Genomic DNA, 22,619 nt, shown 5'->3' on the forward strand with positions numbered 1-22,619 from the left:
GCACGGTAGAAGCGCATTTCGATAACTGTCAACAATTTTGTTAGCCAAACCATTGACCCGGTTGGACGCCGGGTTCTACGTTCCCGCTGAACACCAGGAAGAGCACCCCTGTGCGCTGTGCGCACAGCCTGTCGGAACACCGTTGTCTGCACAGGAGGAGCCATGCGTCGTCTGCTCGCCGGTCTCACGGTCGGCACCTTTCTGTTCGCCACCGCGGCCTGTGGCTCGTCCGGCGGATCGGGTTCGTCGAAGGGCGCGTCGTCCGGGGGGACCACGACCGTCAAGGTGGGGGTCATCCCCATCGTCGATGTCGCCCCGCTCTACCTCGGCCAGAAGGAAGGCTTCTTCGGCAAGCACGGCCTGAAGCTCTCGATGACCCTCGCGCAGGGCGGCGCGGCGATCGTGCCGGGTGTGGTCAGCGGCCAGTTCCAGTTCGGCTTCTCCAACATGACCTCGCTGATGCTCGCCGAGTCGCAGAACGTCCCGGTGCGGGCCATCGCCAACGGCGTCGCCTCGACGGGCGTCTCCGGCAAGGACTTCGGGGCGCTCGTCGTCAAGAAGGGGAGCGGCCTGACGTCGGCGAAGGAGCTGGAGGGCAAGAAGGTCGCGGTCAACACGCTGAAGAACATCAACGAGACCGCCGTCCGCGCATCCGTCCGCAAGGCCGGCGGCGACCCGGACAAGGTGAAGTTCGTCGAGCTGGCCTTCGACCAGATGCCGGCCGCGCTCGACAAGGGCCAGATCGACGCCGCCATGGCCGTCGAACCCGCGCTCACCACCATGCTGGACCAGGGCGCCCAGCAGATCGCCTGGCCGATGGTCGACGTGGCGAAGAACCTCACCGTCGCCATGTACTTCACCTCGCAGGCCTACGCCGCGAAGAACCCGGACACCGTGAAGGAGTTCCAGGAGGCCACCGCCGAATCCCTGGCCTACGCCGACGCCCATCCGGACGAGGTCAGGCAGATCGTCGCCACCTACACGAAGGTCCCCGCCGGCGTGCTGGCCAAGGTGATCCTGCCCAAGTGGCCCGCGGACCCGAACCGTTCGTCGATCGAGGCGCTGGAGCAGCTGAGCGTGACGGACGGCCTCTTCAAGACGGCCCCCGACCTGGACAAGCTGCTCCCGTGAAGGGACTGAACACCGCACTCGGTGCGGCCGGACTCGCGGCCTTCCTCGCCCTCGGCGAGGTCGTGCCGCGCGTCGGCATCGTCAAGCGGGCCTACTTCCCGCCGACCAGCCGCATCGCCTCCGCGTTCTGGGACGAGTTCAAGGACAGCACGTTCTGGTCCGCGCTCGGCGACACCCTGACCGGCTGGGCCCTGGGCCTCGCGATCGCCGTCGGTGCGGGCATCGTCGTGGGCGTCCTGCTCTCCGTGGTCCCCCACCTCCGCGAGGCCACGGCCTCCACGGTCGAGTTCCTCCGCCCGATCCCGTCGGTCGCCCTGATCCCCCTGGCAGTGCTGCTGTACGGCACGGAACTCAGGTCGGTGCTCCTGCTCGTCGTCTACGCCTCCTTCTGGCAGATCCTGATCCAGGTCCTCTACGGCGTCCAGGACGTGGACCCGGTCGCCGAGGAAACGGCCCGGTCGTACGGTCTCGGCACCTGGGCGCGGGTCCGGCACGTGCTGTGGCCGAGTGCGCTGCCGTACGTCATGACGGGTGTGCGGCTCGCGGCGGCCGTCGCGCTGATCCTCACCATCACCGCCGAACTGGTCATCGGCGCACCGGGGTTGGGCGCGACCATCGCGGTCGCACAGAGTTCGCAGGCCGTGCCCGAGATGTACGCGCTGATCGTGGTGACCGGTCTGCTGGGACTGCTCATCAACGTGGGCGCGCGTGCCGTGGAACGGCGGGCACTGGCCTGGCACCAGTCGGTGCGCGGGGAGGTGGCGGTGTGAGGCGGACCCTGATCCGGCTGCTGTTCGCCGTCGCGCTCCCGGCCGTCCTGATCGCCCTGTGGTGGCTGGCCTCGGACGGCAGCACCAATGTGTACTGGCCGCCGCTGCGCACGATCCTCAGGACCTTCCCCGACGTATGGACCGGCGACAGGCTCAGGACGGACGTGCTGCCCAGCATCCTGCGCCTCACGGCCGGTTACGCCATCGCGGCCGTCGTGGGCGTCGCGCTCGGCACGGTGATCGGCTCGTACCGCCGGGTCCGCGCGGTGTGCGAACCGGTCCTGGAGTTCCTGCGGGCCATTCCGCCACCGGTGCTGGTCCCCGTCATCATGCTCTTCGCGGGCATCGGCGACACGATGAAGATCGTCGTCATCGCAAGCGGCTGCGTCTGGCCCGTCCTCCTCAACACCGTCGAGGGCGTCCGCGCGGTCGACCCGGTCATGAAGGAGACAGCCCTCTCCTACGGCGTGACGGGTGTCGCCCGGCTGCGTTCGCTGGTGCTGCGCTCGGCGAGCCCGCAGATCTTGGCGGGGCTGCGCCAGGCGCTGTCCATCGGGATCATCCTCATGGTCATCAGCGAGATGTTCGCGGCCACCGACGGACTCGGTTTCACCATCGTCCAGTTCCAACGCAGCTTCGCCATACCGGACATGTGGACGGGCATCCTCGTCCTCGGGATGCTGGGATTCCTGCTCTCCGTCGTCTTCCAGGTGGTCGAGCGGCGGGTGCTCGGCTGGTACCACGGCCTGCGCGCCGCCACCCGCCGGTCCTCGTGACGCTCATGAAAGGGCGGTCCATGCACGCGCAACTCGACGTATCCGGCCTGCGAAAGGTCTACGAGGGCTCCGGTCGCCGGGTGGAGGCGGTGCGGGACCTCACCTTCACCGTCGACGCCGGCGAACTGGTCTGCCTCGTCGGCCCGTCGGGCTGCGGCAAGACGACACTGCTGAAGTGCATGGGCGGCCTGCTCGCGCCCACCGCGGGCGAAGTCCTCCTGGGCGGCAAGAAGGTGACCGGCCCGCCGCCCGGCATGGCGTTCGTGTTCCAGGAGTACGGGCGCAGCCTCTTCCCCTGGATGCGGGTCGGCGAGAACGTCGAACTCCCTTTGAAACAGAAGGACTTGTCGAAGCCCCGGCGGCGTGAACTGGTCGCGGACGCGTTGGAGTCGGTCGGTCTGGCGGATGCCGCGGGCGCGTATCCGTGGCAGCTGTCCGGCGGGATGCAGCAGCGGGTCGCGATCGCCCGCGCGCTCGCCTATGAGCCCGACGTCCTGCTGATGGACGAGCCGTTCGCGGCGGTCGACGCGCAGACCCGGGCCGATCTGGAGGACCTGGTACGGGGGCTGTGGCGGGAGCGCGGCATCACGATCCTCTTCGTCACGCACGACATCGACGAGGCCGTGTACCTGGGCGAGCGCGTGGTCGTGCTGTCCGCGTCCCCGACCGTCGTCCAGGAGCAGCTGAAGGTCGATCTGCCCTTGGAACGCGACCAGTTGCACACGCGGGTCGCCCCGCGCTTCGCCGAACTGCGGACCCACATCTACGAGCAGATCCAGGCGGCGAAGCGCGGAAGCCTCCCGGTGCAGGACCGGCTCACGAAGTGAGGTACGCCTCCACTTCACTCAACTGGGCCGCGGGCCAGCCGGTGTTGGCGGTGACGTTGAGCCGCACGTAGCGCAGGTTTGTGCCGCTGGGCAGGGCCACGGTGACCGTGTTGCCGGACGCGGGGTCGAAGCGATAGCCGGTGGAGCCGACGACGGTCGAGTAGGCCGAGCCGTCGGTGCTGCCCAGCACGGACAGCGTCTGCGTGCGCGCGCCCCACGCGGACGACGGCGGCAGCTTCAACACCAGCCTGCGCACGGCCTGGCTGGAGCCGAGGTCGACCGTCAGGGCCTGCGGGAAGGCGTTGTTGGTGGACTCCCAGTAGGAGTTCGCGTCCCCGTCGACCGCCTTGCCGGGCATGTAGACGTCCTGCGAGCCGGTCGCGGTGGCCGGGCGGCCCTTGGCGAGGTTGGTGTTCTGGTCCGGGGGCGGGTTGCCCTGGCCGGGCTGCGGCCAGGTCGAGCAGTCCGACCAGGTGCTGCTCCAGCCGGAGTTGCCGCCGCCGTCGGTGAGGGTGAAGACCCCGGAGCCGGACGGGTAGGGGCAGTTGTAGATACCGGCCGCACCGACCCCGCTTGCCTGGACGTTGCTGAACTTGGCCGCGCCCTGCGCCTCGGCCTGGACGACGACCGTGCCGGTGTTCTGCACGCTCGCCCCGCTGACGGTGACGTTGCCGGTCGAGTATCCGTGCCCGCCGCCCGACACGAACTCGAAGGCGCTGTACGGGCTGTTGGTGATGGTCGTGTTGGTGATGTTGACGGTGGCGTTGACCGCGCTGTCGTAGGAGTCGACGCGCAACGCGCCCATGGGATGGCCCCAGTTGGGGTTGATCGCGCCGGTGCGGACAAGGGTGTTGCCGTCGACCGTGATCGTTCCGGCGAGTGGGGAGAAGGGGTCGAGGAACTTCTGGTTGGAGATCGCGATGCCGCTGCCGAGGGCGTTGGTGTCGGAGACCAGGTTGTTCCTGACGGCGATGTTCGTGCCGCCGTAGATCGCGATGCCGTTCGCGAGGTTGGGCTGCGAGATGGTGTTGTTCTCGAAACTGCTGTTGGTGTCCGCGGAGTTGAGCGACCACATGGCGAGGGAGTCGTCGCCCTGGTTGCGGAGGAAGTTGTTGCGGACGATCACGCCATGGGCGTTGCCGTTGAGGTTGAGGCCGTCGGCGGTGGTGTCGAGGATGCGGTTGTTCTCGACGACGAGGTTGTCGTTGTTGCCGGTCAGCCAGAGGCCGACCTTGAGGTGCTGGATCCACATCCCGGAGACCGAACTGCCCGGTCCGAGCGAACCGTTGACGAAGTTGTCCGGGTTGGAGTCGACGCGTTCGGTGACCTCGCCGATGACCGCGAAGTCCTTGATGTGGACGCCGCCGGAGGAACTGGACTGGTCGATGAAGCGGGAGGTGTGCACGACCGAGTACCACTGACCGGCGCCCTGCAACGTCACGTTCTGCACACCGCTGAGCGAGGAGGTGAGCCGGTAGTCGCCCGGCGGGATCCACACCACTCCCCCTTGCGCGGCGGAGATGGCGTCCCGGAAGGCCTGGGTGGAGTCGCCCGCGCCGCTGGGGTCGGCACCCTTGGAGACCACTGACACCGAACCGGCGGGCTGTGTGGCGGCCCCGGCGACCTGCTCGAAGTCGGCGACGTCGACGGTGACTTGGACCCCCGTCGCCACGAACGCGACCTTGTCGCCCTGCTGCACGTTCTGGCCGAGCTGGAGGCGCGCGTTGTCGAAGAAGTGGTGCGTCTTGGCGCCGGCGATCCAACTGGTGTCGACGTAGGAGTACTTGGACGTCACCGGGAGCGTTCTGCTGATCTTGACGCCGTTGACGTACACGTCGAGGCTGCCGCTCTGGCCGTCCGGGATGTTGTAGGACACGTTCACGGCGTTGGCCGCGCGCGGCACGGTGAACTCGACCCGCTGCCCGGACCCGAGCCGTACCGCCTGCCGCCCGGACGCCTCGGAGGCGACGGTCCCCTGTGTGTAGTCGGGGCCGATCTTCGTGCCGGTGGTGGTGGCCGACTCGGCCTCGACGGAGGTGAAGGGGAGGGAGGCGCCCGAGGCCGCGTGGGCGGCGGCGGGAGCCAGGGCGACGAGCGTGCCGGCGGCGAGCGCCACGGCCGTACCGATGATTGGCATGCGCCTGACATGGCGGAAGGTGGTGCTGTGCATGTGCTGATCCCTTCGAGGTGGGGTGCGGGGATAGCGGATGCGGGGTGGCGGCCCGGGGGCCGGCGGTTACGCGGTGTGCAGCCAGGCCGCCGTGTCCCGCGGCAGCCGGCCCTGGTCGTCCAGGGGGCCGCTGGTGAGCAGGAGCCGGGTGTGCGCGGGGAGGTCGGCGGGCGTGTCGGCGAGGTTGACCACACAGATCACGCCCTCCGCGCGGGCGAAGGCGAGCACGCCGTCGGGGGCGGGCAGCCAGGTGAGGGGGCCGTCGCCGAAGACCGGCCTGAGGCGGATCGCGTCGCGGTACAGGTTGAGCATGGAGTCGACGGTCCGCTGCTGACGGTCGACCGCATACGATGTCCAGCCGGCCGGCTGCGGCAGCCACGGCTCACCGCGCGAACCGAAGCCCGCGTACGGGTCCCCCTCGACCCAGGGCAGCGGCACCCGGCAGCCGTCCCGGCCGGGGTCGGTGCCACCGGACCGGAAGTACATCGGATCCTGAATACGGTCGGCGGGCAGCTCGACCTCGGGCAGCCCCAGCTCCTCCCCCTGGTAGAGGTAGACGACCCCGGGCAGGGCCAGCGACAGCAGGGCGGCGGCCCGGGCGCGCCGGGTGCCGAGGGCGAGGTCGGTCGGGGTGCCGAAGGCCTTGGTCGCGAAGTCGAAGCCGGTGTCCTCGCGGCCGTAGCGGGTGACCGTGCGGGTCACGTCGTGGTTGCACAGCACCCAGGTGGCGGGTGCGCCGATCGGGGCGTGTTCGGCGAGCGTCTCGTCGATCGAGGCGCGCAGCCGGTCCGGGTCCCAGGGGCAGGACAGGAACGAGAAGTTGAAGGCGGTGTGCAGCTCGTCGGGGCGCAGATAGCGGGCGAAGCGCTCGGTGTCGGGGAGCCAGACCTCGCCGACGAAGACGGCGTCGTACTCGTCGGCGACGGCCCGCCAGGAGCGGTAGATGTCGTGGAGTTCGTCGCGGTCGACGAAGGGGTTCGGGTCGCGGCCCTCGACGAAGTCGGGCAGGTCCGGGTCCTTGGCGAGCAGGGCGGCCGAGTCGATGCGGACGCCCTCGACGCCGCGCTCGAACCAGAAGCGCAGGATGTCCTCGTGCTCCTGACGCACCGCCGGATGGGCCCAGTTGAGGTCGGGCTGCTCGGGGGTGAACAGGTGGAGGTACCAGTCGCCGTCGGGCAGCCGGGTCCACACCGGTTCGGTGGAGCCGGCGAACTGCGACGGCCAGTCGTTGGGCGGGAGTTCACCGTGCTCGCCGCGCCCCGGACGGAAGTGGAACAGCTCGCGTTCCGGCCCGCCCGCGAGGGCGGCACGGAACCACGGGTGCTGGTCGGAGACGTGGTTGGGCACGATGTCGACGATCGTGCGAATGCCCAACTCCCGTGCCTCGGCGATGAGTTTCTCCGCCTCGGCGAGCGATCCGAAGGCCGGGTCGATGGCGCGGTAGTCGGCGACGTCGTAGCCGCCGTCCTTCATCGGTGACAGGTACCAGGGGTTGAACCACAGGGCGTCCACGCCGAGTTCGGCGAGATACGGCAGTCGGGAGCGGACGCCCGCGAGGTCGCCGGTGCCGTCGCCGTCGCCGTCCGCGAAGCTGCGGACGTAGACCTGGTAGATGACGGCGGTGCGCCACCATTCGTCGTGGCTCTGGGCAGGGGTGGGCTGTCCCACGGTGCTGGCCTTTCTGTCGGGGGCGTCGAAGGGGGCGGTGTCAGCCCTTCGTGCTGCCCGCGCTGATCCCGGCGATGATGTGCCGCTGGAAGACCAGGAACATCGCGACCATGGGGATGCTCGCGATCACCATCGCCGCGATGAGCACGGTCAGTTGGATGTTCTGGGACAGCTGGACGAGTGCCACGCTGATCGGTTGCTTGTCGGTGTCGGAGAAGACCATCAGCGGCCACAGGAAGTCCTGCCAGACGGCGACGAGCGCGAAGATCGACACCACGCCGAGCACCGGCCGGGACATGGGCAGCACGATGGACCACAGGATGCGGAGTTTCCCGGCGCCGTCGATCTCGGCGGCCTCCATGACGTCGCGCGGGAGCTGGTCGAAGAACCGCTTGAGGAGATAGAGGTTGAAGGCGTTGGCGACGGCCGGCAGCCAGATGCCGAGCGGGCTGTTGAGCAGGCTGGTGTGGATCAGCGGGAGGTCGGCGGCGGTCAGGTACTTGGGTACGACCAGTGCCTGCGCCGGGACCATCAGCGTCGCCAGGATGCCGCCGAGGATCACCTTGCCGAAGGCGGGCTTCAGCTTGGACAGGGCGTAGGCGGCGGCCGTGCACAGGACCAGCTGGAACGCCCAGGCGCCGGCGGCCTGGACCACCGTGTTCCACAGGTGTTCCGGGAGCTGCATCAGGTCCCAGGCGTCGGTGTAGCCGCTGATGTGCAGGTGGTGGGGCACGATCGTGGGCGGGGTCTGCGCGATCTCGTCCGGCGACTTCATCGCGCCGGTCACCATCCAGTAGACCGGGAAGAGGAAGGCGAGGGCGAAGAGCACGACGACGCCGGTGAACACGGTCCAGTAGACGGCCCTGCCGCGCGGTCGGGCGAGGCTCGCCGGGGAGAGCAGCGTGCGGGTGGTCACAGGTCGTCCTCTCCGGATCGGGTCAGCCGCAGATAGAGGGCCGAGAAGACACCGAGCAGCACGAGGAGCATCACGCTGAGCGCGCAGGCGCCGCCGAAGTCGTTGTAGAGGAAGGCGTATTTGTAGATCAGGTAGAGGACGGTGACGGTGGCGCTCTCCGGTCCGCCGCCGGTGATGACGAACGGTTCGGTGAACACCTGCATCGTGGCAATGATCTGAAGGAGCATCAGCATCAGGATGACGAACCGGGTCTGAGGGACCGTCACATGCCGTACGCGTTGCAGCAGGCTCGCGCCGTCCAGTTCGGCCGCCTCGTACAGCTCGCCCGGGATGGACTGGAGGGCGGCCAGGTAGATCAGGACGGTGCCGCCCAGGTTGGCCCACGTGGCCACGATCACCAGGGAGACGAGGGCGGTGTCGGTGCCGTTGGACCAGTTCGAGGTCGGCAGGTGCAGGAAGCGCAGCGTCTCGTTGGCGAGGCCGGCTCCCGGGTCGTAGAACCACTTCCACAGCAGGGCCGTCACCACTGGCGGGATCATCACCGGGAGGTAGACGACGACCCTGAAGAACGCCTTCCAGTGCCGCAACTCGTTGAGGACCAGGGCGAGTACGAAGGGGATCGCGAAGCCGATGAGCAGCGCGAGCACGGTGAAGACGAGCGTGTTCCGCCAGGCGTCGGCGAACTCGGGGTCGTGCCAGACCTGGGTGAAGTTGGCGGTGCCGACCCACTCGGGCGGGGAGCCGGGCGTGTACTTCTGGAAGGCGATCACGACCGCGCGGATCGCCGGGTACCAGGAGAACAGGGCGAAGCAGATCAGGCCGCCGATGAGGAAGGCGTAGGCGCGGGCCTGGTCGAGGAGGCGGCGCCGCCCCTGGCCCCCTGCCGGGGGCGGCGCCTTGACCTGCCGTACGTCGGTCGTCTCGACGGGTCGCCTGATGGCCGTTCGGGTCATCGGGGTCAGCCCCGCGCCAGGATGCCGTCGATCTTTCCGGAGGCGTCCTTGAGGAGCTGGTCGATGTTCGCGTCCTTCTTGGTGAGGACGGCGGAGACGGCCCCGTCGAGGACGGAGTAGATCTGCTGCGCGTCCGGCGGCTCGATCTTCATCTGGAGCGACTGGTTGCCGTCGAGGAAGGACTGGTAGTTCTGCACCGGGACGTTGGCGTTGGCCTTCTTGACCTGCTGGTCCTTGGCGTCGGCGGCGCCGGTGAACAGCCGCGGCTCGGGCAGCCCGACGGGTGCGTTGGCCTTCTTGGCGCGGGCGTAGTCACCGAGGAAGCCGCTGCCGGGGGTGAGGAACATGCTGTCGAGCCACTTGAGGCCGGCGCGGATCTGGGCGGGCGTGTCGTGCTTGTTGAACATGTAGCCGTCGCCGCCGATGAGCGTGCCCTGACCGCCGGGCATCGGGCCGAGGGCGAGGTCGTCGTAGTTGCCGCCCTTCTCCTTGACCAGGATCGGGATGTTGTCCGGGGCGGAGAGGTACATGCCGAGCTTGCCCGAACCCATCAGCTGCTGCACGTCGTTGATGACGAGGAGCTGCTTGCTGCCCATCGAGTTGTCGGTCCAGCGCATGTCGTGCAGGTTCTGGAGCACGGCGTGGCCCTGGGGCGTGTCGATGGTGGCCTTCTTGCCGTCGGCGCCGACGACGTCGCCGCCCTGGGAGTACATCTCGGCGGTGAAGTGCCAACCCCCTTGGTTCTGGGCGCTGTAGTCGGCGTAGCCGACGGTGCCGTTGCCGAGCGCGGCGATCTTCTTGGCGTCGGCCCGGACCTCGGCCCAGGTCGTCGGCGCCTTGTCCGGGTCGAGACCGGCCTGCTGGAAGAGCTTGCGGTTGTAGATCAGGCCCATCGAGTAGCCGGTGCGCGGGATGCCGTAGATCTTGCCGTCCACGGTGTAGATGTCCCGCAGCTGCTTCTGCAGCGTGTCGTAGCTCTTCAACTCCTTGATGTACGGCGTGAGATCGGCCGCCTGGTTGATGTCGACGACGTGCTTGGCGTCGGTGAAGTACGTGTAGAACACGTCCTCCATCTGGCCGCCGGCGAGCTTGGCGTCGAAGGTCTTCGGATCCTGGCAGGGAAACGCGTCGTGGGTGACGACGTCGATGTCCGGGTTCTTCTTCTCGAAGGCCGCGACATCGGAGTCGAAGAACGTGCGGTCGACCTTGGCGCTCTTGGGCGGCTCGCAGTTGACCGTGATGCGTGTCTTGCCGCTCGCCGAGTCGTCGCCGGACCCGCAGGCGGCGGCGGTGAGCGCGAGTGAACAGACGCCGATCGCGGCGAAGGTGCGGCGGAACCCGGTGCTTCTCATCGGTGGACCCCTCTGGGCAGGAGCGGTGGGCGCCGCACACTCAAGCACCGCCGACATCTGTCCGCAAGATGTCGCGCAGAATCTGTAATTATTCGACAGCAGAGTGCCGGTCAGTCGCGCGGGGCTTGCGCGGTGGAACCACGCACTACCAGTTCCGGTTCGAAGAGCAACTCCTCGGCCGGTACGGCGGTGCCGCCGACCTGTGAGTTCAGCAGTTCCACTGCGGCCCGGCCCATGGCCTCGATGGGCTGGCGGACGGTGGTCAGCGGGGGCTCGGTGCAGTTCATGAAGGCGGAGTCGTCGTAACCGACGACGGAAATTTCCGAAGGGACGTCAAGTCCCTTGCGGCGGGCGGCCCTTACCGCGCCCAGCGCGAGGGGGTCGCTGGCGCAGATGATGCCGGTGACGCCCCGGTCGATGAGCCGGGAGGCGGCGGCGTGACCTCCCTCGATGGAGAAGATCGCGCGGGCGACGAACTCGTCCGGCAGGTCCGCCGCGATGGCCCGGGCGGCGGTCAGCTTCCGTGCGGAGGGCATGTGGTCGGCGGGGCCGAGGACGAGGCCGATGCGCTCGTGGCCGAGGGAGGCGAGGTGCCGCCAGGCCTGCTCGACGGCGACCGCGTCGTCGCAGGAGACCGCCGGGAAACCGAGGTGGTCGATGGCCGCGTTGACCAGGACGACCGGGATGTTGCGCTCGGCGAGCAGCCGGTAGTGGTCGTGCGGGGCGTCCGCCTGCGCGTAGAGCCCACCCGCGAACACGACGCCGGAGACCTGCTGCTGGAGCAGCAGGGTCACGTAGTCGGCCTCGGAGACCCCGCCCTTGGTCTGGGTGCAGAGCACCGGGGTAAGGCCGAGTTGGGCGAGCGCGCCGCCGATCACCTCGGCGAAGGCGGGGAAGATGGGGTTCTGAAGCTCGGGCAGCACGAGGCCCACGAGCCTCGCGCGTTCGCCGCGCAGTTGCGTGGGCCGTTCGTAGCCGAGAACGTCGAGGGCCGACAGCACCGCCTGCCGGGTGGGCTCGGAGACACCGGGTTTGCCGTTGAGCACCCGGCTGACCGTGGCCTCGCTGACCCCGACCTTCTTCGCCACCTCAGCAAGTCGTCGCGTCATGTGCGCAAGAATAGCGCAAGATACGCAAGTGGTTTGCGTTATGCGGCGGTCGGATCAAGCCGATCCCGGCTCCCGGCCCCGGTCAGTCGTGGGCGGCCCACAGTCCGCGGACGTGCCCCAGATGCCGGGTCATGATCTCACGCACGGCCCGCTCGTCACGGTCCGACAGCGCGTCCAGCAGCTCCAAGTGCTCCTGGGCGGAGGCCAGGAGACGTCCTGCCTCGACGAGCGCGGTCAGCCCGTAGAGGCGCGAGCGCCCCCGCAGATCACCCACGACCTCGACGAGGTGGCCGTTGCCCGCGAGCGCGAGCAGTCCGAGATGGAAGCGGGTGTCGGCCTCGACGTAGGCGATGAGGTCGCCGGCCACGGCCGCGTGGACGATCTCCCGGGCGGCCGGGCGCAGCGCCTCCAGCGAGACGGGGTCGGCGCTCCCGGCCAGCCCCACCACCGTGGGGATCTCGATCAGGGCGCGGATCTGGGTGTACTCGTCGAGCTGCTTCTCGGAGACGGCGGTGACCCGGAACCCCTTGTTCGGGACCGTGTCGACCAGCCCCTCCTTGGCCAGGTCCAGCATGGCCTCGCGCACCGGGGTCGCCGAGACGCCGAAGCGGGCGGCGAGCGTCGGCGCGGAGTAGACCTCGCCGGGCCGCAGCTCACCCGCGATCATCGCGGCCCGCAGCGCGTCGACGACCCGCTCGCGGTAGCTGCTCTTCCTGCCGCCCAGCGTGGGCAGATCCGGAGCGGTGGGGGGCGGGGCGCTGGCGCGCTGGACGGCCATCGAATCTCCTCGTGGTGCAATGTCACGCGTGACCCGCCATTATCCCCGGGCTAGAGGACGAATCCGCCCGGGAACGGGTCGGTGGGGTCGAGCAGGTACTGGGCGGTGCCGGTGATCCAGGCGCGGCCGGTGAAGCTGGGCAGGACGGCCGGGACGCCGGCGACCTCGGTGGTGTCGAGCAGTCGTCCGGTGAACCGGGTGCCGATGAAGGACTCGTTCACGAACTCGGTGTGCAGCGGGAGTTCACCGCGCGCGTGGAGCTGCGCCATGCGGGCGCTGGTGCCCGTGCCGCAGGGCGAGCGGTCGAACCAGCCCGGGTGGATCGCCATCGCGTGCCGGGAGTGGCGGGCGGTGGCGCCGGGTGCGTACAGGTGGACGTGGTGGCAGCCGCGGATCGAGGGGTCCTCGGGGTGGACGGGCTCGTCCTTGGCGTTGATCGCCTCCATGAGGGACAGGCCCGCCTTGATGATGTCGTCCTTGCGGGCTCGGTCGAAGGGCAGCCCGAACTCGTCCAGCGGCAGGATGGCGTAGAAGTTGCCGCCGTATGCCATGTCGTATGTCACCGTCCGCCCGTCGGCGAGGGTGATCTCGCGGTCCAGGCCGACGGAGAACGACGGGACGTTCCTGAGGGTGACGTGCCGCGCGGCGCCGTCCTCCACGGCGACCTCGGCGACGACGAGTCCGGCCGGGGTGTCGAGCCGGATGGTGGTGACCGGTTCGACGACCTCGACCATGCCGGTCTCGACGAGCACGGTGGCGACACCGATCGTGCCGTGCCCGCACATCGGCAGATAGCCGGAGACCTCGATGTAGACGACGCCCCAGTCGCAGTCGGGGCGGGTCGGCGGCTGGAGGACGGCACCGCTCATCGCGGAGTGGCCACGCGGCTCGTTCATGAGGAACTGCCGGATGTGGTCGCGGTGTTCGCGGAAGTACAGCCGCCGCTCGTTCATGGTCGCGCCGGGGATGGTGCCGATCCCGCCGGTGATCACGCGGGTAGGCATGCCCTCGGTGTGCGAGTCGACGGCGTGCAGGACGAGTTTGCTGCGCATGACGCTCCTGGTGAATGCCGGTGGACCATGGTGCCGTTGCCTACGCGAGCCCCGCCGCGACCGCCCTCTCGGTGGCCGACCGCACGGCCGCCTCCTGCTCGGGCAGCAGGGGGACGCGCGGCGGACGCACCGGGCCGCCGTGCCGGCCCACGATGTCCATGGACAGCTTGATGGCCTGCACGAACTCGACCTTGGAGTCCCAGCGCAGCAGCGGGTGCAGCTGCTCGTACAGCTTCTTCGCGGTGGCCAGGTCGCCGTCGACGGCCGCGTGGTACAGCTCGACGCTCGCGGCGGGCAGCGCGTTCGGGTAACCGGCCACCCACCCCTTCGCACCCGCGAGCGCCAGCTCCAGCAGGACGTCGTCGGCACCGATCAACAGGTCCAGTTCGGGGGCGAGTTCGGCGAGCTGGTACGCCCGCCGGACGTCACCGGAGAACTCCTTCACGGCCTGGATGCACCCCTCGCCGTGCAGCTTCGCGAGCAGTTCCGGCACCAGGTCGACCTTGGTGTCGATGGGGTTGTTGTACGCCACGATCGGCACGCCCGCCTTCGCGACCTCCGCGTAGTGCGCGAGGACCGAACGCTCGTCGGCGCGATAGGCGTTGGGCGGCAGCAGCATCACGGAGGCGCAGCCGGCGTCGCGGGCCTGCTCGGCCCAGCGGCGGGACTCGGCGGAACCGTAGGCGGCGACACCGGGCATCACCCGGGCACCGCCGATCGCGGCGACGGCCGTCTCGACGACCTTGGCACGCTCCTCAGGGGTGAGCACCTGGTACTCGCCCAGCGAACCGTTCGGGACGACACCGTCACAGCCGTTGTCGACCAGCCAGGCGCAGTGCTCGGCGAACTTGTCGTAGTCGACGGCGAGTTCGTCGGTCAGCGGGAGCGCGGTGGCGACGAGGACGCCGCGCCAGGGGCGGTTCGCGGTGGAGGCGGCGGTGGACGTGGAGGTCATGAGCAGTTCCCTCTCAATGGGGTGTGACATTTTACTGATGGGCGAGCGGTGCGGTCAGGTACCGGGTGCGGTCGGCGATCGCCGGTCAGTCGTCCCCGGCCTTTTCGGAGTCTCGGGCCGCTCCGGGGTCCCGGGCATCTCCGGCGCGGGCCAGCACCCCGAGGGGCACGGGACGTGCGAATGGCCGCCGGGACGGAGTGGACGCGCACCCGGCCAGCCCCGCGACGGCGGGCCCGCACATCCGCCCCTGGCACCAGCCCATCCCGGCCCGCGTGAGGAGCTTCACGGTACGGACGTCACCGGCACCGAGCCCGTCCACGGCCTCGCGGATCGCTCCCCCGGTGACCTCCTCGCAGCGGCAGACGACGGTGTCGTCGGTGACGAGATCGGTCCAACGGGCGGGCGGTGCGTACACGGTGTCGAGTGCGGCGAAGAACTCCCGCAGTCTCGTACGGGACGTGGCGGCGGGTCTCCATGAACTCGGGTCGGGCTCGGTGCCGTTGAGGCGTGCGGCGGCGGAGCGGCCGGCGATGTGGCCCTCGGCGAGGGAGAGGGCGGCGCCGCCGATGCCGGTGGTCTCACCGGCCGCCCAGACGCCGGGGACGTCGGTGCGCTGCTCGTCGTCGACGTGGACGCCGGTCCCGTCGAGCCGGCAGCCGAGGGTCTCGGCGAGGTCGGTGTGCGGGAGCATGCCGTGGCCGACGGCGAGGGTGTCGCAGGCGATCCGGCGTTCAGTGCCGGGCCTTGCGCGCCCGTCGGTGTCGAGGGCGGCGACGGTCACCGCTTCCAGCCGTGCGTCGCCGTGCGCCTGGACGACCGTGTGCCGGGTGAGCAACGTGACGCGGTGGCGCAGGAGTTGGGCCGCGTACTGGGCGCCCTCGGCGATCTTGCCGGGCTGGGCGGCGAGCGCGCGGGTCCGTCGCACCAACGCCCTCGGGCCGGCGGACTCGACGAGTGCGGCCACCTCGACACCCGCGGCCGCGAGGCCGGTCGCCACGGGGAGGAGGAGCGGGCCCGTGCCGGCGACCACGGCGGTGCGTCCGGAGACGGCGAGGCTGCCCTTGAGCATGGCCTGGGCGCCGCCCGCGGTGAGGACTCCGGGAACGGTCCAGCCGGGGAACGGGAGGACCTTCTCGTAGCCGCCGGTGGCCAGGAGGACGGCGTCCGCGCGCACCTCGACCGGGGACTCCTGAGCGGGACCGAGGAGGGCGTGGACGGTGAAGTTGGTGCGCCCGGTGGCTCCGGACTGCGGCTTCAACCTCCGCTCCACGAGCCAGACATGATGGTCCGTCATATGCGTGACCCGGCCTGCCCCCACGTGGTGCGCGAGGGAGTCGCTCAGTCGTGCCCACGTCCGCCACTGGTGGTGCAGGGCCTGGGGGCGTCGGGCGTTGAGTTCACCGGCGGCCTGGCGGTAGAACTGGCCGCCCGCTTGGGGCGCCGAGTCGATCAGGGTGACGCGGAGCCCGTGGGCCGCGGCGGCCACCGTGGCGGCGAGTCCCGCCGGGCCCGCGCCGATGACGGCGAGATGCGGTCGGCCGTCAGTCATCGTGGCCCGTCCCCTCCTGCGTACGGATGGCGTCTCCCGGGTGCAGGGGCACCAGGCAAGCCCGTTGGTTCGGGCGGTCGTTGACGGTGACGAGGCAGTCGTAGCAGACGCCGATCCCGCAGAAGACGCCGCGTGGGCGGCCCTCGCCGCGGGTGGTGCGCCAGGACGTGACGCCCGCCGTCCAGAGTGCGGCGGCGACGGTCTGGCCGGGGAGGGCCTCGATGTCGCGGCCGTCGAGGGTGACCGTGAAGGCCGGGCCCGGGTGGGCGTCGGCCAGGCGCAGTGGGGAGTTCACGCGGGCGCCTCCTCGGGGAAGCGGTCGGGCCGGAAGGGTTCCGGGTCGAGGTCCGGGGTGCTGCCGCCGAGCACCTGCGCGATCAAGTGCCCTGTGCCGGTGGCGAGTCCGATGCCGGCGCCCTCGTGTCCGCAGGCGTGGACGAGGCCGGGGACGCGGGGGTCGGGGCCGATGGCGGGGAGGTGGTCCGGCATGTACGGGCGGAAGCCGAGGTAGGAGCGCATCGCGTGGACGTCGGACAGGAACGGGAACAGCCTGGTCGCGCCCGCCGCCAGCGCCCGGACGACCGGCAGCGAGAACTCCCGGTCGAAGCCCACCCGTTCACGGCTCGCGCCGATCAGGACCGGTCCGGCGGCGGTGCCCTCCACGACCGGTGAGGTCTGGAGGGCGGCCGAGTCGCTGGCCACGTCTGCCACGTAGTCGGCGGCGTACACCTTGTGGCGGACCAGACGCGGGAGCGGTTCGGTGACAAGGACGAAGCCGCGGCGCGGGAGGACGGGGAGGGTGACTCCGGCGAGGGCGGCGAGTTCACCGCCCCAGGTGCCGGCCGCGTTGACGACCGTGGGGGCGAGGATGTCGCCCCGGTCCGTGCGGACGCCGTCGACGGTGCCGTCCGGCTTGAGGAGTACGTCCGTCACCGTGCGGCCGGTGAGCAGGCGGGCGCCCGCGACGCGGACGAGGTGGGCGGCGGCCAGGGCGGGCATCACCTGGGCGTCCTGCGGGTAGTGCACACCGCCCGGGAGGCCCGGGGCGAGGTGGGGTTCGAGCTCGTACAGGGCGTCGCCCCGGACCGGTGCGGCGGCGACCCCGGCGGCACGCTGCTCCTCGGCGAAGCGCTCCAGCGCGGTGAGCCCGTCGGGCGTGGAGGCGACGACGAGGCCGCCCTTCGCCTCGTACTCGACGAACTCTCCGATCTCCTCGGCCAGTTGGGTCCACAGCCGGCCGGAGAGGAGGGCGAGGTCCAGTTCGGGGCCGGGTTCCTTGTCGGAGACGAGGAGGTTGCCCTCGCCGGCGCCGGTCGTGCCGCCGGCGACCGGGCCGCGGTCCACGACGATCACGTCGAGGCCCGCCCGGGCCGTGTAGAGGGCGCAGGCCGCGCCCACCATTCCGGCTCCGACGACCACGACATCGCAGGTCAGTCGCTTGCTCACGGCAGTACTATGTCACATGTCTCTCTGGCTGGGTATGGTCCGATACGCATGTCACCCACCCGGAACCACCGCACACGGAAGAGGTGCCCGTCGTGGCCAAGGGCCGAAAGAACGGTCTGTACCGAGGAATCTCCGACGAGCTGTCCGCCCTGATGCGGACCGGCTGGGCCGACACCGAGCGCACGGACCTGGAGCCGATCGAGCAGGCTCCGCACGCCGCCCGCCGCCGTGCCGCGCTGTCCGCGCTCTTCCCTGGCGAGCGGCTGGTCGTGCCCTCCGGAGGTCTCGCGATCCGCTCGAACGACGACCACCACCCCTTCCGCCCGTACTCCGGCTATGTGCATCTGACCGGCGACCAGGCCCGCGACGGCGCCCTCGTCCTGGAGCCCCGCCCCGACGGCGGGCACGACGCGCACTGCTACCAGCTCCCCCGTGACAGCCGGGACAGCAACGAGTTCTGGACGGGCTACACCGCCGAGCTGTGGATGGGCCGCCGCCGCACCCTGGCCGAGTCGACGCTCGTGCTCGGCCTGCCCTGCCGTGACATCCGCACGATCGCCGACGACCTCGCGAAGGCCTCCGGGACCCCCACCCGCATCGTGCGCGGCGTCGCCCCGGACCTGGACGCGGCGCTCGACACCGACGAGGAGCGCGACGACGAGTTCGAGACGGCGGTCTCCGGGCTGCGACTGATCAAGGACGCGTGGGAGATCGGCGAGATGCGTCGCGCCGTCGACTCCACGGTGCGCGGATTCACCGATGTCGTACGGGAGTTGTCGCAGGCGGTCGCCACCTCGGAGCGCTGGATCGAGGGCACGTTCTTCCGCCGGGCCCGCGTCGAGGGCAACCACGTCGGCTACGGCTCGATCTGCGCCGCCGGTGAGCACGCCACGATCATGCACTGGACCGACAACGACGGCCCGGTGCGCCCCGGTGAACTCCTCCTGCTGGACGCGGGGGTCGAGACGCACAGCCTCTACACCGCGGACGTCACCCGCACCCTCCCGATCAACGGCACCTTCACCCCGGTCCAACGCCTGGTCTACGACGCGGTGTTCGAGGCCCAGGAGGCCGGCATGGCGGCGGTGAAGCCGGGTGCGCTGTACCGGGACTTCCACGAGGCGGCCCAACGGTCCCTAGTGGCAAGGCTGGTGGAGTGGGGCTTCATCGAGGGACCGGCCGAGCGGGCCTACGAGCTGGCGCTGCAACGGCGGTTCACGATGGCGGGCACCGGCCACATGCTCGGGCTCGACGTCCACGACTGCGCGCAGGCGCGGAGTGAGGAGTACGTGGACGGGGTCCTCGAACCCGGCATGGTGCTCACCGTCGAGCCGGGCCTGTACTTCCAGCCCGACGACCTGACGGTGCCGGAGGAGTGGCGGGGCATCGGTGTGCGGATCGAGGACGATCTGCTGGTGACCGACGACGGTTACGAGAACCTGTCGGCGGGGCTGCCGCGCTCGGCCGACGAAGTCGAGGCGTGGATGCGGGAGTTCGCGGGCTGAGTGCGTCGACCGGTCACCCGAGCACCCGGGGTGACCGGTCGTCAGGCAAACACACGGCCCCGGGGTGACGAGACGTCAGACGCGACTCACGGTGGCCGTGTCGGCGGACATTCGCTGGGCCACGTAGGTGGAACTCACCTGCACGGACGCCGAGTTGGACGAGCACGCCGAGCCGGTACTCAGCGGCGGCCGGGACGGAGTCTGCGCTCACGCCGCACGGACCGCCCTCGGAGCCGACGCTCACTCGGACGCCGGGACCACCCTCAGGTGCCCGGCACCGCGACCCGCCCTGCGGACCGCCGGAGGTGTGCGGCGGGCCTCGCGCAGGATCAGCGTGAGGCGCGTATAACCCATGTTCTCAAGGGTCTTGGGGGTCTCGCAGACGACGCGGCAGTCGGTGGCGCCCCAGCGGGGGTCGGGGTGCAGCAGCGGGCGGACCGCGCCGTCGTGCTCCACGGCCTCCTCGCCGACCGCGCGGATCCAGTGCGGCAGACCCTGGCGGTAGGCGGCTTCCATGATGGGGTCCTGGGCGATGTCGCGGCGGATCGCCTGGAGGCCGTGGTCGTGTCCGTGGCTCTCCACGGCGGCGGCGAAGTGGGCCAGCATCGGCAGGCACCAACTCGACTCGTGCGCACCGAGAACGCTGCTCGCGTCGGGGTGGAAGAGCACGAAGCGAAGGAAGTTGTCGCCCGGCATCGCCGTCGGATGCGGGCCGACCGCCCGGAAAAGTGACTTGAAGGCGCCGTTGGTCAACACCACGTCCCAGCGGTGGTCCACGACGACGGACGGAAAGGGGACGGCCTCCACCAGCGTGGCGTAGTCCAGGAGATACGCCTGGGCCTCGGGACTCTCGGGGGCGGGTCGCGGCGCGGACCGCTGCCCACCTGCCTGATACGCCATCGGGAGGTCACCCCTCTTGCCTATGCGGCCTTCTCGCGGCGCCTTGATCCTGGTGCCCCGACGCGAGTCGTGTCAACTATCGTGGCATTTCATGCTGGTTGACGGCTGAAATTGGCCACAGTTGTGGCGAGACCTGGATGCGAGTTCGAACCAACCGCTACTCTCTGGGATGTTCACGGCCCCCGTTTGTGAGAAGCCTGTGGAATACGTATAGGAGATCTGTCGGTGTCGGATGGCTTCGAGGTACCGGGCACGACGGCGACCGCTCTGCTGCCCGGCGTCGTCGACCGCGTCACCGCGCTCGCCGAACGGCTCGACGTCCCCCTGGCCGAGGTCTTCCACATCGGCCGCATCTCCGTCGCCTGCGGTGTCCCGGAGCCCGTGGTCAGAGCCCTGCTGAGCGGCCGTCCCGCGGGCGAACCCGACGTGCAGGCACGGTTCTTGCAGCGCCTCGGGCTGCTGCGCCGCACCAGACTCAAGCCCAACGGGCGCAGGTACACCCAGCAGGAGATCGCCGACGGCGCCGGCATGTCCCGGCAGCAGGCGGGCGCGCTCATCAACGGCGACCGGCGTCCCACCATGGAGCACTGCGATGCGCTCCAGCGCTTCTTCCGTGTGCACGCCGGCTTCCTCACGGCCGAGGACCCCGAAGCCCTCGCGGGTGCCCTGCAACGCACCGAGCAGGAGCTGCTCCAGAAGCTCGCCGACCGCGAACGCGCGGCGGCCGAGGCCGCGGAGGACCCGCTGGAGCGGCTGCTCCAGGACCACGGAGTGCGCGGAATCGCCTGGCGGGCCGCGCAGTTGCCCACCGACCAGCACCGCGACAAGGTCGCCGAGTGGCTGGACATGCTTCTGGAGAGCGTGAAGCGGCCCGAGTCGTGACCCGGGGGAGAACTGTGGGCATCGGCAGGCAGATGCGCCGCCTGTGCGGCGAACTGGTCGCGGAGCTGAGCCTCGGCGCACCCGCACGCCCGCACGACCTGTACACCGCGCTGTGCGACGCGATGAGCCGCCGCCGGGGCCGCCCGGTCCAGTTCCGTACGGCCGCCTTCCCGGCCTGTACGGCGAGCGGGCTGTGGCTCGACATGGCGGACCAGGATCTCGTCGTGATCGAGGAACGCACCGCGCCCGACCACCAGTTGGTGATCCTGGGTCATGAGCTGTGGCACATGAAGGCCGGTCACTGCGGCCCGCATGTCGAGGGCGTCGCGGTGGCCTCGCGGCTGCTCGGCGCGACCGTCGACGAGGCGGCGCTGCGCGCGACCGTCCTCACGGTGGCCGCCCGCAGCCGGTTCGAGCTGGCCGAGGAGCGGGAGGCCGAGAGCTTCGGTCTGCTGCTCGCCAGCAAGTGCCGTACGTGGCTTGCCGGTTCGTCCCTGCGGGAGCCCGCCCGGCACGACCATCTGGCGGGCCGGATCGAGGCGTCGCTGGGGTATCCGGGGCCGCGCGGGCAGTAGTCGACGGCCCGTCACCGGCGCGGGCGACCGACGCCCCGTCAACGCACCGGCCCGTCAACGCACCGGCCCGTCATCAGGTGGCGCTGCGTTCGCTTGCCTCCCGCAGGTCCCGTTCCCTGGCCCCGCCCTCGGCCGTGACGCCCGGGCGTCCCTCGCACAGGAGGTCGCGCCAGCGCTCGCGGCTCCAGTGCGCCGGGGTCGTGGTGGCGGTGAACTCCGTCACCAGGCTGAGGAATCGGGCCGGGTCGGTGTGGAACGGGAAGTGGCCCGCGCCCTCGAAGATCTCCAGCCGGCTGCCGGGCATGGCCTCGTGGGCGCCGTACGCGTGCCGGACCGGCACCACGCTGTCCCGGTCGCCCCACAGCAGCATGGTCGGCATGCCCTCGGTGAGATAGCAGCGGTCGAGCATGGTCACCACCTGGCCCCGCCAGTCGACGACCGCGCGCAGGGTGCGGATGAAGGCGTTGCGGGCGGTCTCGTCGGGCAACGCGTCGACGAGGGTGAGGAGTTCGGGGGCGTCCCGGCCGAGGTCGGTGTCGAGGAGCCTCATCAGCCCGACGGTGAGGCCGACCTGGAGCCGCATGCCGGGCAACCGCAGCGCGGACAGGGCGAGATGGGCACCCGGGAGCGTGACAAGCCGTAGCACCGGATTGACCTCGCGACCCACGCCGCCCGCGCTGACGAGGACGAGACGTTCGGTGCGCTCGGGGAACTGGTAGGCGAACTGCATGGCCACTCCCCCGCCCAGCGAGTGTCCGAGCAGGGTCGCGGACTCGATGCCCAGGGTGGTGAGCAGATCACGGACGCCGTTGGCGTAGGCGGCGACCGAGTAGTCGGCGCGCGGTTTGTCGGAGGCGCCGTGGCCGAGGAGGTCGGGGGCGATGACCGTGTGGGTGCGGGCGAGCTCGGGGATCAGGTCGGTCCAGGTCGCGGAGGAGTCGCCGATGCCGTGGATGAGAACCAGGACCGGGCCCTCTCCGGCCATGCGGAAGGCGCGGCGGTACCCGTGCACGACGCGGTACTGCAAGGCGAGTTCCGCGGTGCCCACCGAGCGCAGTCGTCCGGCGCGCGCCGTGCGCCGTACCGGGACGTCCTCCACGCACTCGCCTCCCGTTCACCTGGCCCCCCGCTGGGCGGCCGAAAGCCCTTGCCTCCAGCGTAGGGCCGCTGTCCCACCGGGGATTTCGGGGACGTTTCACCTCCGCTAAGCGGGCGAACCGGCGCCCGCCGAAACCGGATTGTCAGTGGCACCCGGCAAGCTGGAGTCGTGCCACCGCTCTGCGGAGGCACCTGACGCCGACCAGG

Annotated in this window: 21 protein-coding genes; 7 read left to right on the forward strand and 14 right to left on the reverse strand. The window is 70.3% G+C overall.

The genetic code is table 11. From position 1 onward, the window contains the following. Window positions 1-162 precede the first annotated feature (162 nt). The 4 genes from ACIRB1_RS03440 to ACIRB1_RS03455 are packed head-to-tail and all read left to right on the forward strand — an operon-like array spanning window position 163 to window position 3,504. Window positions 163-1,131: an ABC transporter substrate-binding protein gene (locus tag ACIRB1_RS03440; RefSeq protein WP_403464416.1), complete on the forward strand. Its 969-nt coding sequence runs from the start codon at window positions 163-165 to the stop codon at window positions 1,129-1,131. Next, complete coding sequence (locus ACIRB1_RS03445; protein WP_403464417.1) at window positions 1,128-1,901, forward strand: ABC transporter permease; 774 nt, start codon at window positions 1,128-1,130, stop codon at window positions 1,899-1,901. The genes ACIRB1_RS03440 and ACIRB1_RS03445 overlap by 4 nt, the downstream gene beginning before the upstream one ends. Continuing rightward, on the forward strand, window positions 1,898-2,677 hold the full coding sequence (locus ACIRB1_RS03450) for an ABC transporter permease (RefSeq protein ID WP_403464418.1): 780 nt from the start codon (window positions 1,898-1,900) through the stop codon (window positions 2,675-2,677). Before ACIRB1_RS03445 ends, ACIRB1_RS03450 begins: the two co-directional genes overlap by 4 nt. A 20-nt stretch (window positions 2,678-2,697) precedes the next feature. After that, a complete protein-coding gene (locus tag ACIRB1_RS03455; RefSeq protein WP_403464419.1) occupies window positions 2,698-3,504 on the forward strand; it encodes an ABC transporter ATP-binding protein in 807 nt (268 codons plus the stop codon). Here the strand turns inward: ACIRB1_RS03455 and ACIRB1_RS03460 are convergent. From ACIRB1_RS03460 to ACIRB1_RS03515, 12 genes are all read right to left on the reverse strand, one after another. Beyond that, window positions 3,494-5,674, reverse strand: a complete 2,181-nt coding sequence (locus tag ACIRB1_RS03460; RefSeq protein WP_403464420.1) for a discoidin domain-containing protein — start codon at window positions 5,672-5,674, stop codon at window positions 3,494-3,496. The two genes, ACIRB1_RS03455 and ACIRB1_RS03460, sit on opposite strands and share 11 nt — an antisense overlap. Before the next feature lie 66 nt (window positions 5,675-5,740). Beyond that, window positions 5,741-7,342, reverse strand: coding sequence for a glycoside hydrolase family 13 protein (locus ACIRB1_RS03465; protein ID WP_352180998.1), 1,602 nt, complete (start codon window positions 7,340-7,342; stop codon window positions 5,741-5,743). 40 nt (window positions 7,343-7,382) lie between these two features. Beyond that, complete coding sequence (locus ACIRB1_RS03470; protein ID WP_328827368.1) at window positions 7,383-8,258, reverse strand: carbohydrate ABC transporter permease; 876 nt, start codon at window positions 8,256-8,258, stop codon at window positions 7,383-7,385. Next, on the reverse strand, window positions 8,255-9,211 hold the full coding sequence (locus tag ACIRB1_RS03475; RefSeq protein ID WP_403464421.1) for a carbohydrate ABC transporter permease: 957 nt from the start codon (window positions 9,209-9,211) through the stop codon (window positions 8,255-8,257). The genes ACIRB1_RS03470 and ACIRB1_RS03475 overlap by 4 nt, the downstream gene beginning before the upstream one ends. 5 nt (window positions 9,212-9,216) lie before the next feature. Then, on the reverse strand, window positions 9,217-10,563 hold the full coding sequence (locus ACIRB1_RS03480; protein ID WP_352180996.1) for an extracellular solute-binding protein: 1,347 nt from the start codon (window positions 10,561-10,563) through the stop codon (window positions 9,217-9,219). Between the two features lie 110 nt (window positions 10,564-10,673). Beyond that, entirely contained in the window at window positions 10,674-11,672 is a 999-nt protein-coding gene (locus ACIRB1_RS03485) for a LacI family DNA-binding transcriptional regulator (protein ID WP_352180995.1), read from the reverse strand. An 82-nt stretch (window positions 11,673-11,754) separates the two neighbouring features. Further along, window positions 11,755-12,450 carry a GntR family transcriptional regulator gene (locus ACIRB1_RS03490; RefSeq protein WP_352180994.1) on the reverse strand — a complete coding sequence of 232 codons (696 nt, stop codon included), beginning with the start codon at window positions 12,448-12,450 and terminating at the stop codon, window positions 11,755-11,757. Between the two features lie 50 nt (window positions 12,451-12,500). After that, window positions 12,501-13,502 (reverse strand): proline racemase family protein, encoded by a 1,002-nt coding sequence (locus ACIRB1_RS03495; RefSeq protein ID WP_352180993.1) that lies wholly within the window; start codon window positions 13,500-13,502, stop codon window positions 12,501-12,503. A 40-nt stretch (window positions 13,503-13,542) separates the two neighbouring features. Continuing rightward, window positions 13,543-14,457, reverse strand: coding sequence for a dihydrodipicolinate synthase family protein (locus tag ACIRB1_RS03500; protein ID WP_403464422.1), 915 nt, complete (start codon window positions 14,455-14,457; stop codon window positions 13,543-13,545). 85 nt (window positions 14,458-14,542) lie between these two features. Beyond that, window positions 14,543-16,006, reverse strand: a complete 1,464-nt coding sequence (locus ACIRB1_RS03505; protein ID WP_403464423.1) for an FAD-dependent oxidoreductase — start codon at window positions 16,004-16,006, stop codon at window positions 14,543-14,545. Next, window positions 15,999-16,301, reverse strand: coding sequence for a (2Fe-2S)-binding protein (locus ACIRB1_RS03510; RefSeq protein WP_403464424.1), 303 nt, complete (start codon window positions 16,299-16,301; stop codon window positions 15,999-16,001). Before ACIRB1_RS03510 ends, ACIRB1_RS03505 begins: the two co-directional genes overlap by 8 nt. Beyond that, window positions 16,298-17,452, reverse strand: coding sequence for an NAD(P)/FAD-dependent oxidoreductase (locus tag ACIRB1_RS03515; protein WP_403464425.1), 1,155 nt, complete (start codon window positions 17,450-17,452; stop codon window positions 16,298-16,300). The genes ACIRB1_RS03510 and ACIRB1_RS03515 overlap by 4 nt, the downstream gene beginning before the upstream one ends. Window positions 17,453-17,544: 92 nt before the next feature. On the opposite strand from ACIRB1_RS03515, the gene ACIRB1_RS03520 reads away from it, so the two are divergent. Beyond that, window positions 17,545-18,957, forward strand: a complete 1,413-nt coding sequence (locus tag ACIRB1_RS03520; protein WP_403464426.1) for an aminopeptidase P family protein — start codon at window positions 17,545-17,547, stop codon at window positions 18,955-18,957. Between the two features lie 240 nt (window positions 18,958-19,197). On the opposite strand, the gene ACIRB1_RS03525 is transcribed toward ACIRB1_RS03520, so the two are convergent. Continuing rightward, entirely contained in the window at window positions 19,198-19,857 is a 660-nt protein-coding gene (locus ACIRB1_RS03525; RefSeq protein ID WP_352180987.1) for a hypothetical protein, read from the reverse strand. Window positions 19,858-20,082: 225 nt separating this feature from the next. Between ACIRB1_RS03525 and ACIRB1_RS03530 the strand changes: the two genes are divergently transcribed. Both ACIRB1_RS03530 and ACIRB1_RS03535 read left to right on the forward strand, forming a co-directional pair. After that, window positions 20,083-20,739 (forward strand): helix-turn-helix transcriptional regulator, encoded by a 657-nt coding sequence (locus ACIRB1_RS03530; protein WP_352180986.1) that lies wholly within the window; start codon window positions 20,083-20,085, stop codon window positions 20,737-20,739. Window positions 20,740-20,771: 32 nt separating this feature from the next. Then, on the forward strand, window positions 20,772-21,314 hold the full coding sequence (locus tag ACIRB1_RS03535) for a toxin-antitoxin system, toxin component (RefSeq protein WP_403464896.1): 543 nt from the start codon (window positions 20,772-20,774) through the stop codon (window positions 21,312-21,314). A 73-nt stretch (window positions 21,315-21,387) separates the two neighbouring features. On the opposite strand, the gene ACIRB1_RS03540 is transcribed toward ACIRB1_RS03535, so the two are convergent. Continuing rightward, window positions 21,388-22,413, reverse strand: coding sequence for an alpha/beta hydrolase (locus ACIRB1_RS03540; RefSeq protein WP_352180985.1), 1,026 nt, complete (start codon window positions 22,411-22,413; stop codon window positions 21,388-21,390). Between the last annotated feature and the right edge of the window lie 206 nt (window positions 22,414-22,619).

This window comes from Streptomyces sp. NPDC096013 (assembly GCF_044763565.1).
GTDB lineage: Bacteria > Actinomycetota > Actinomycetes > Streptomycetales > Streptomycetaceae > Streptomyces.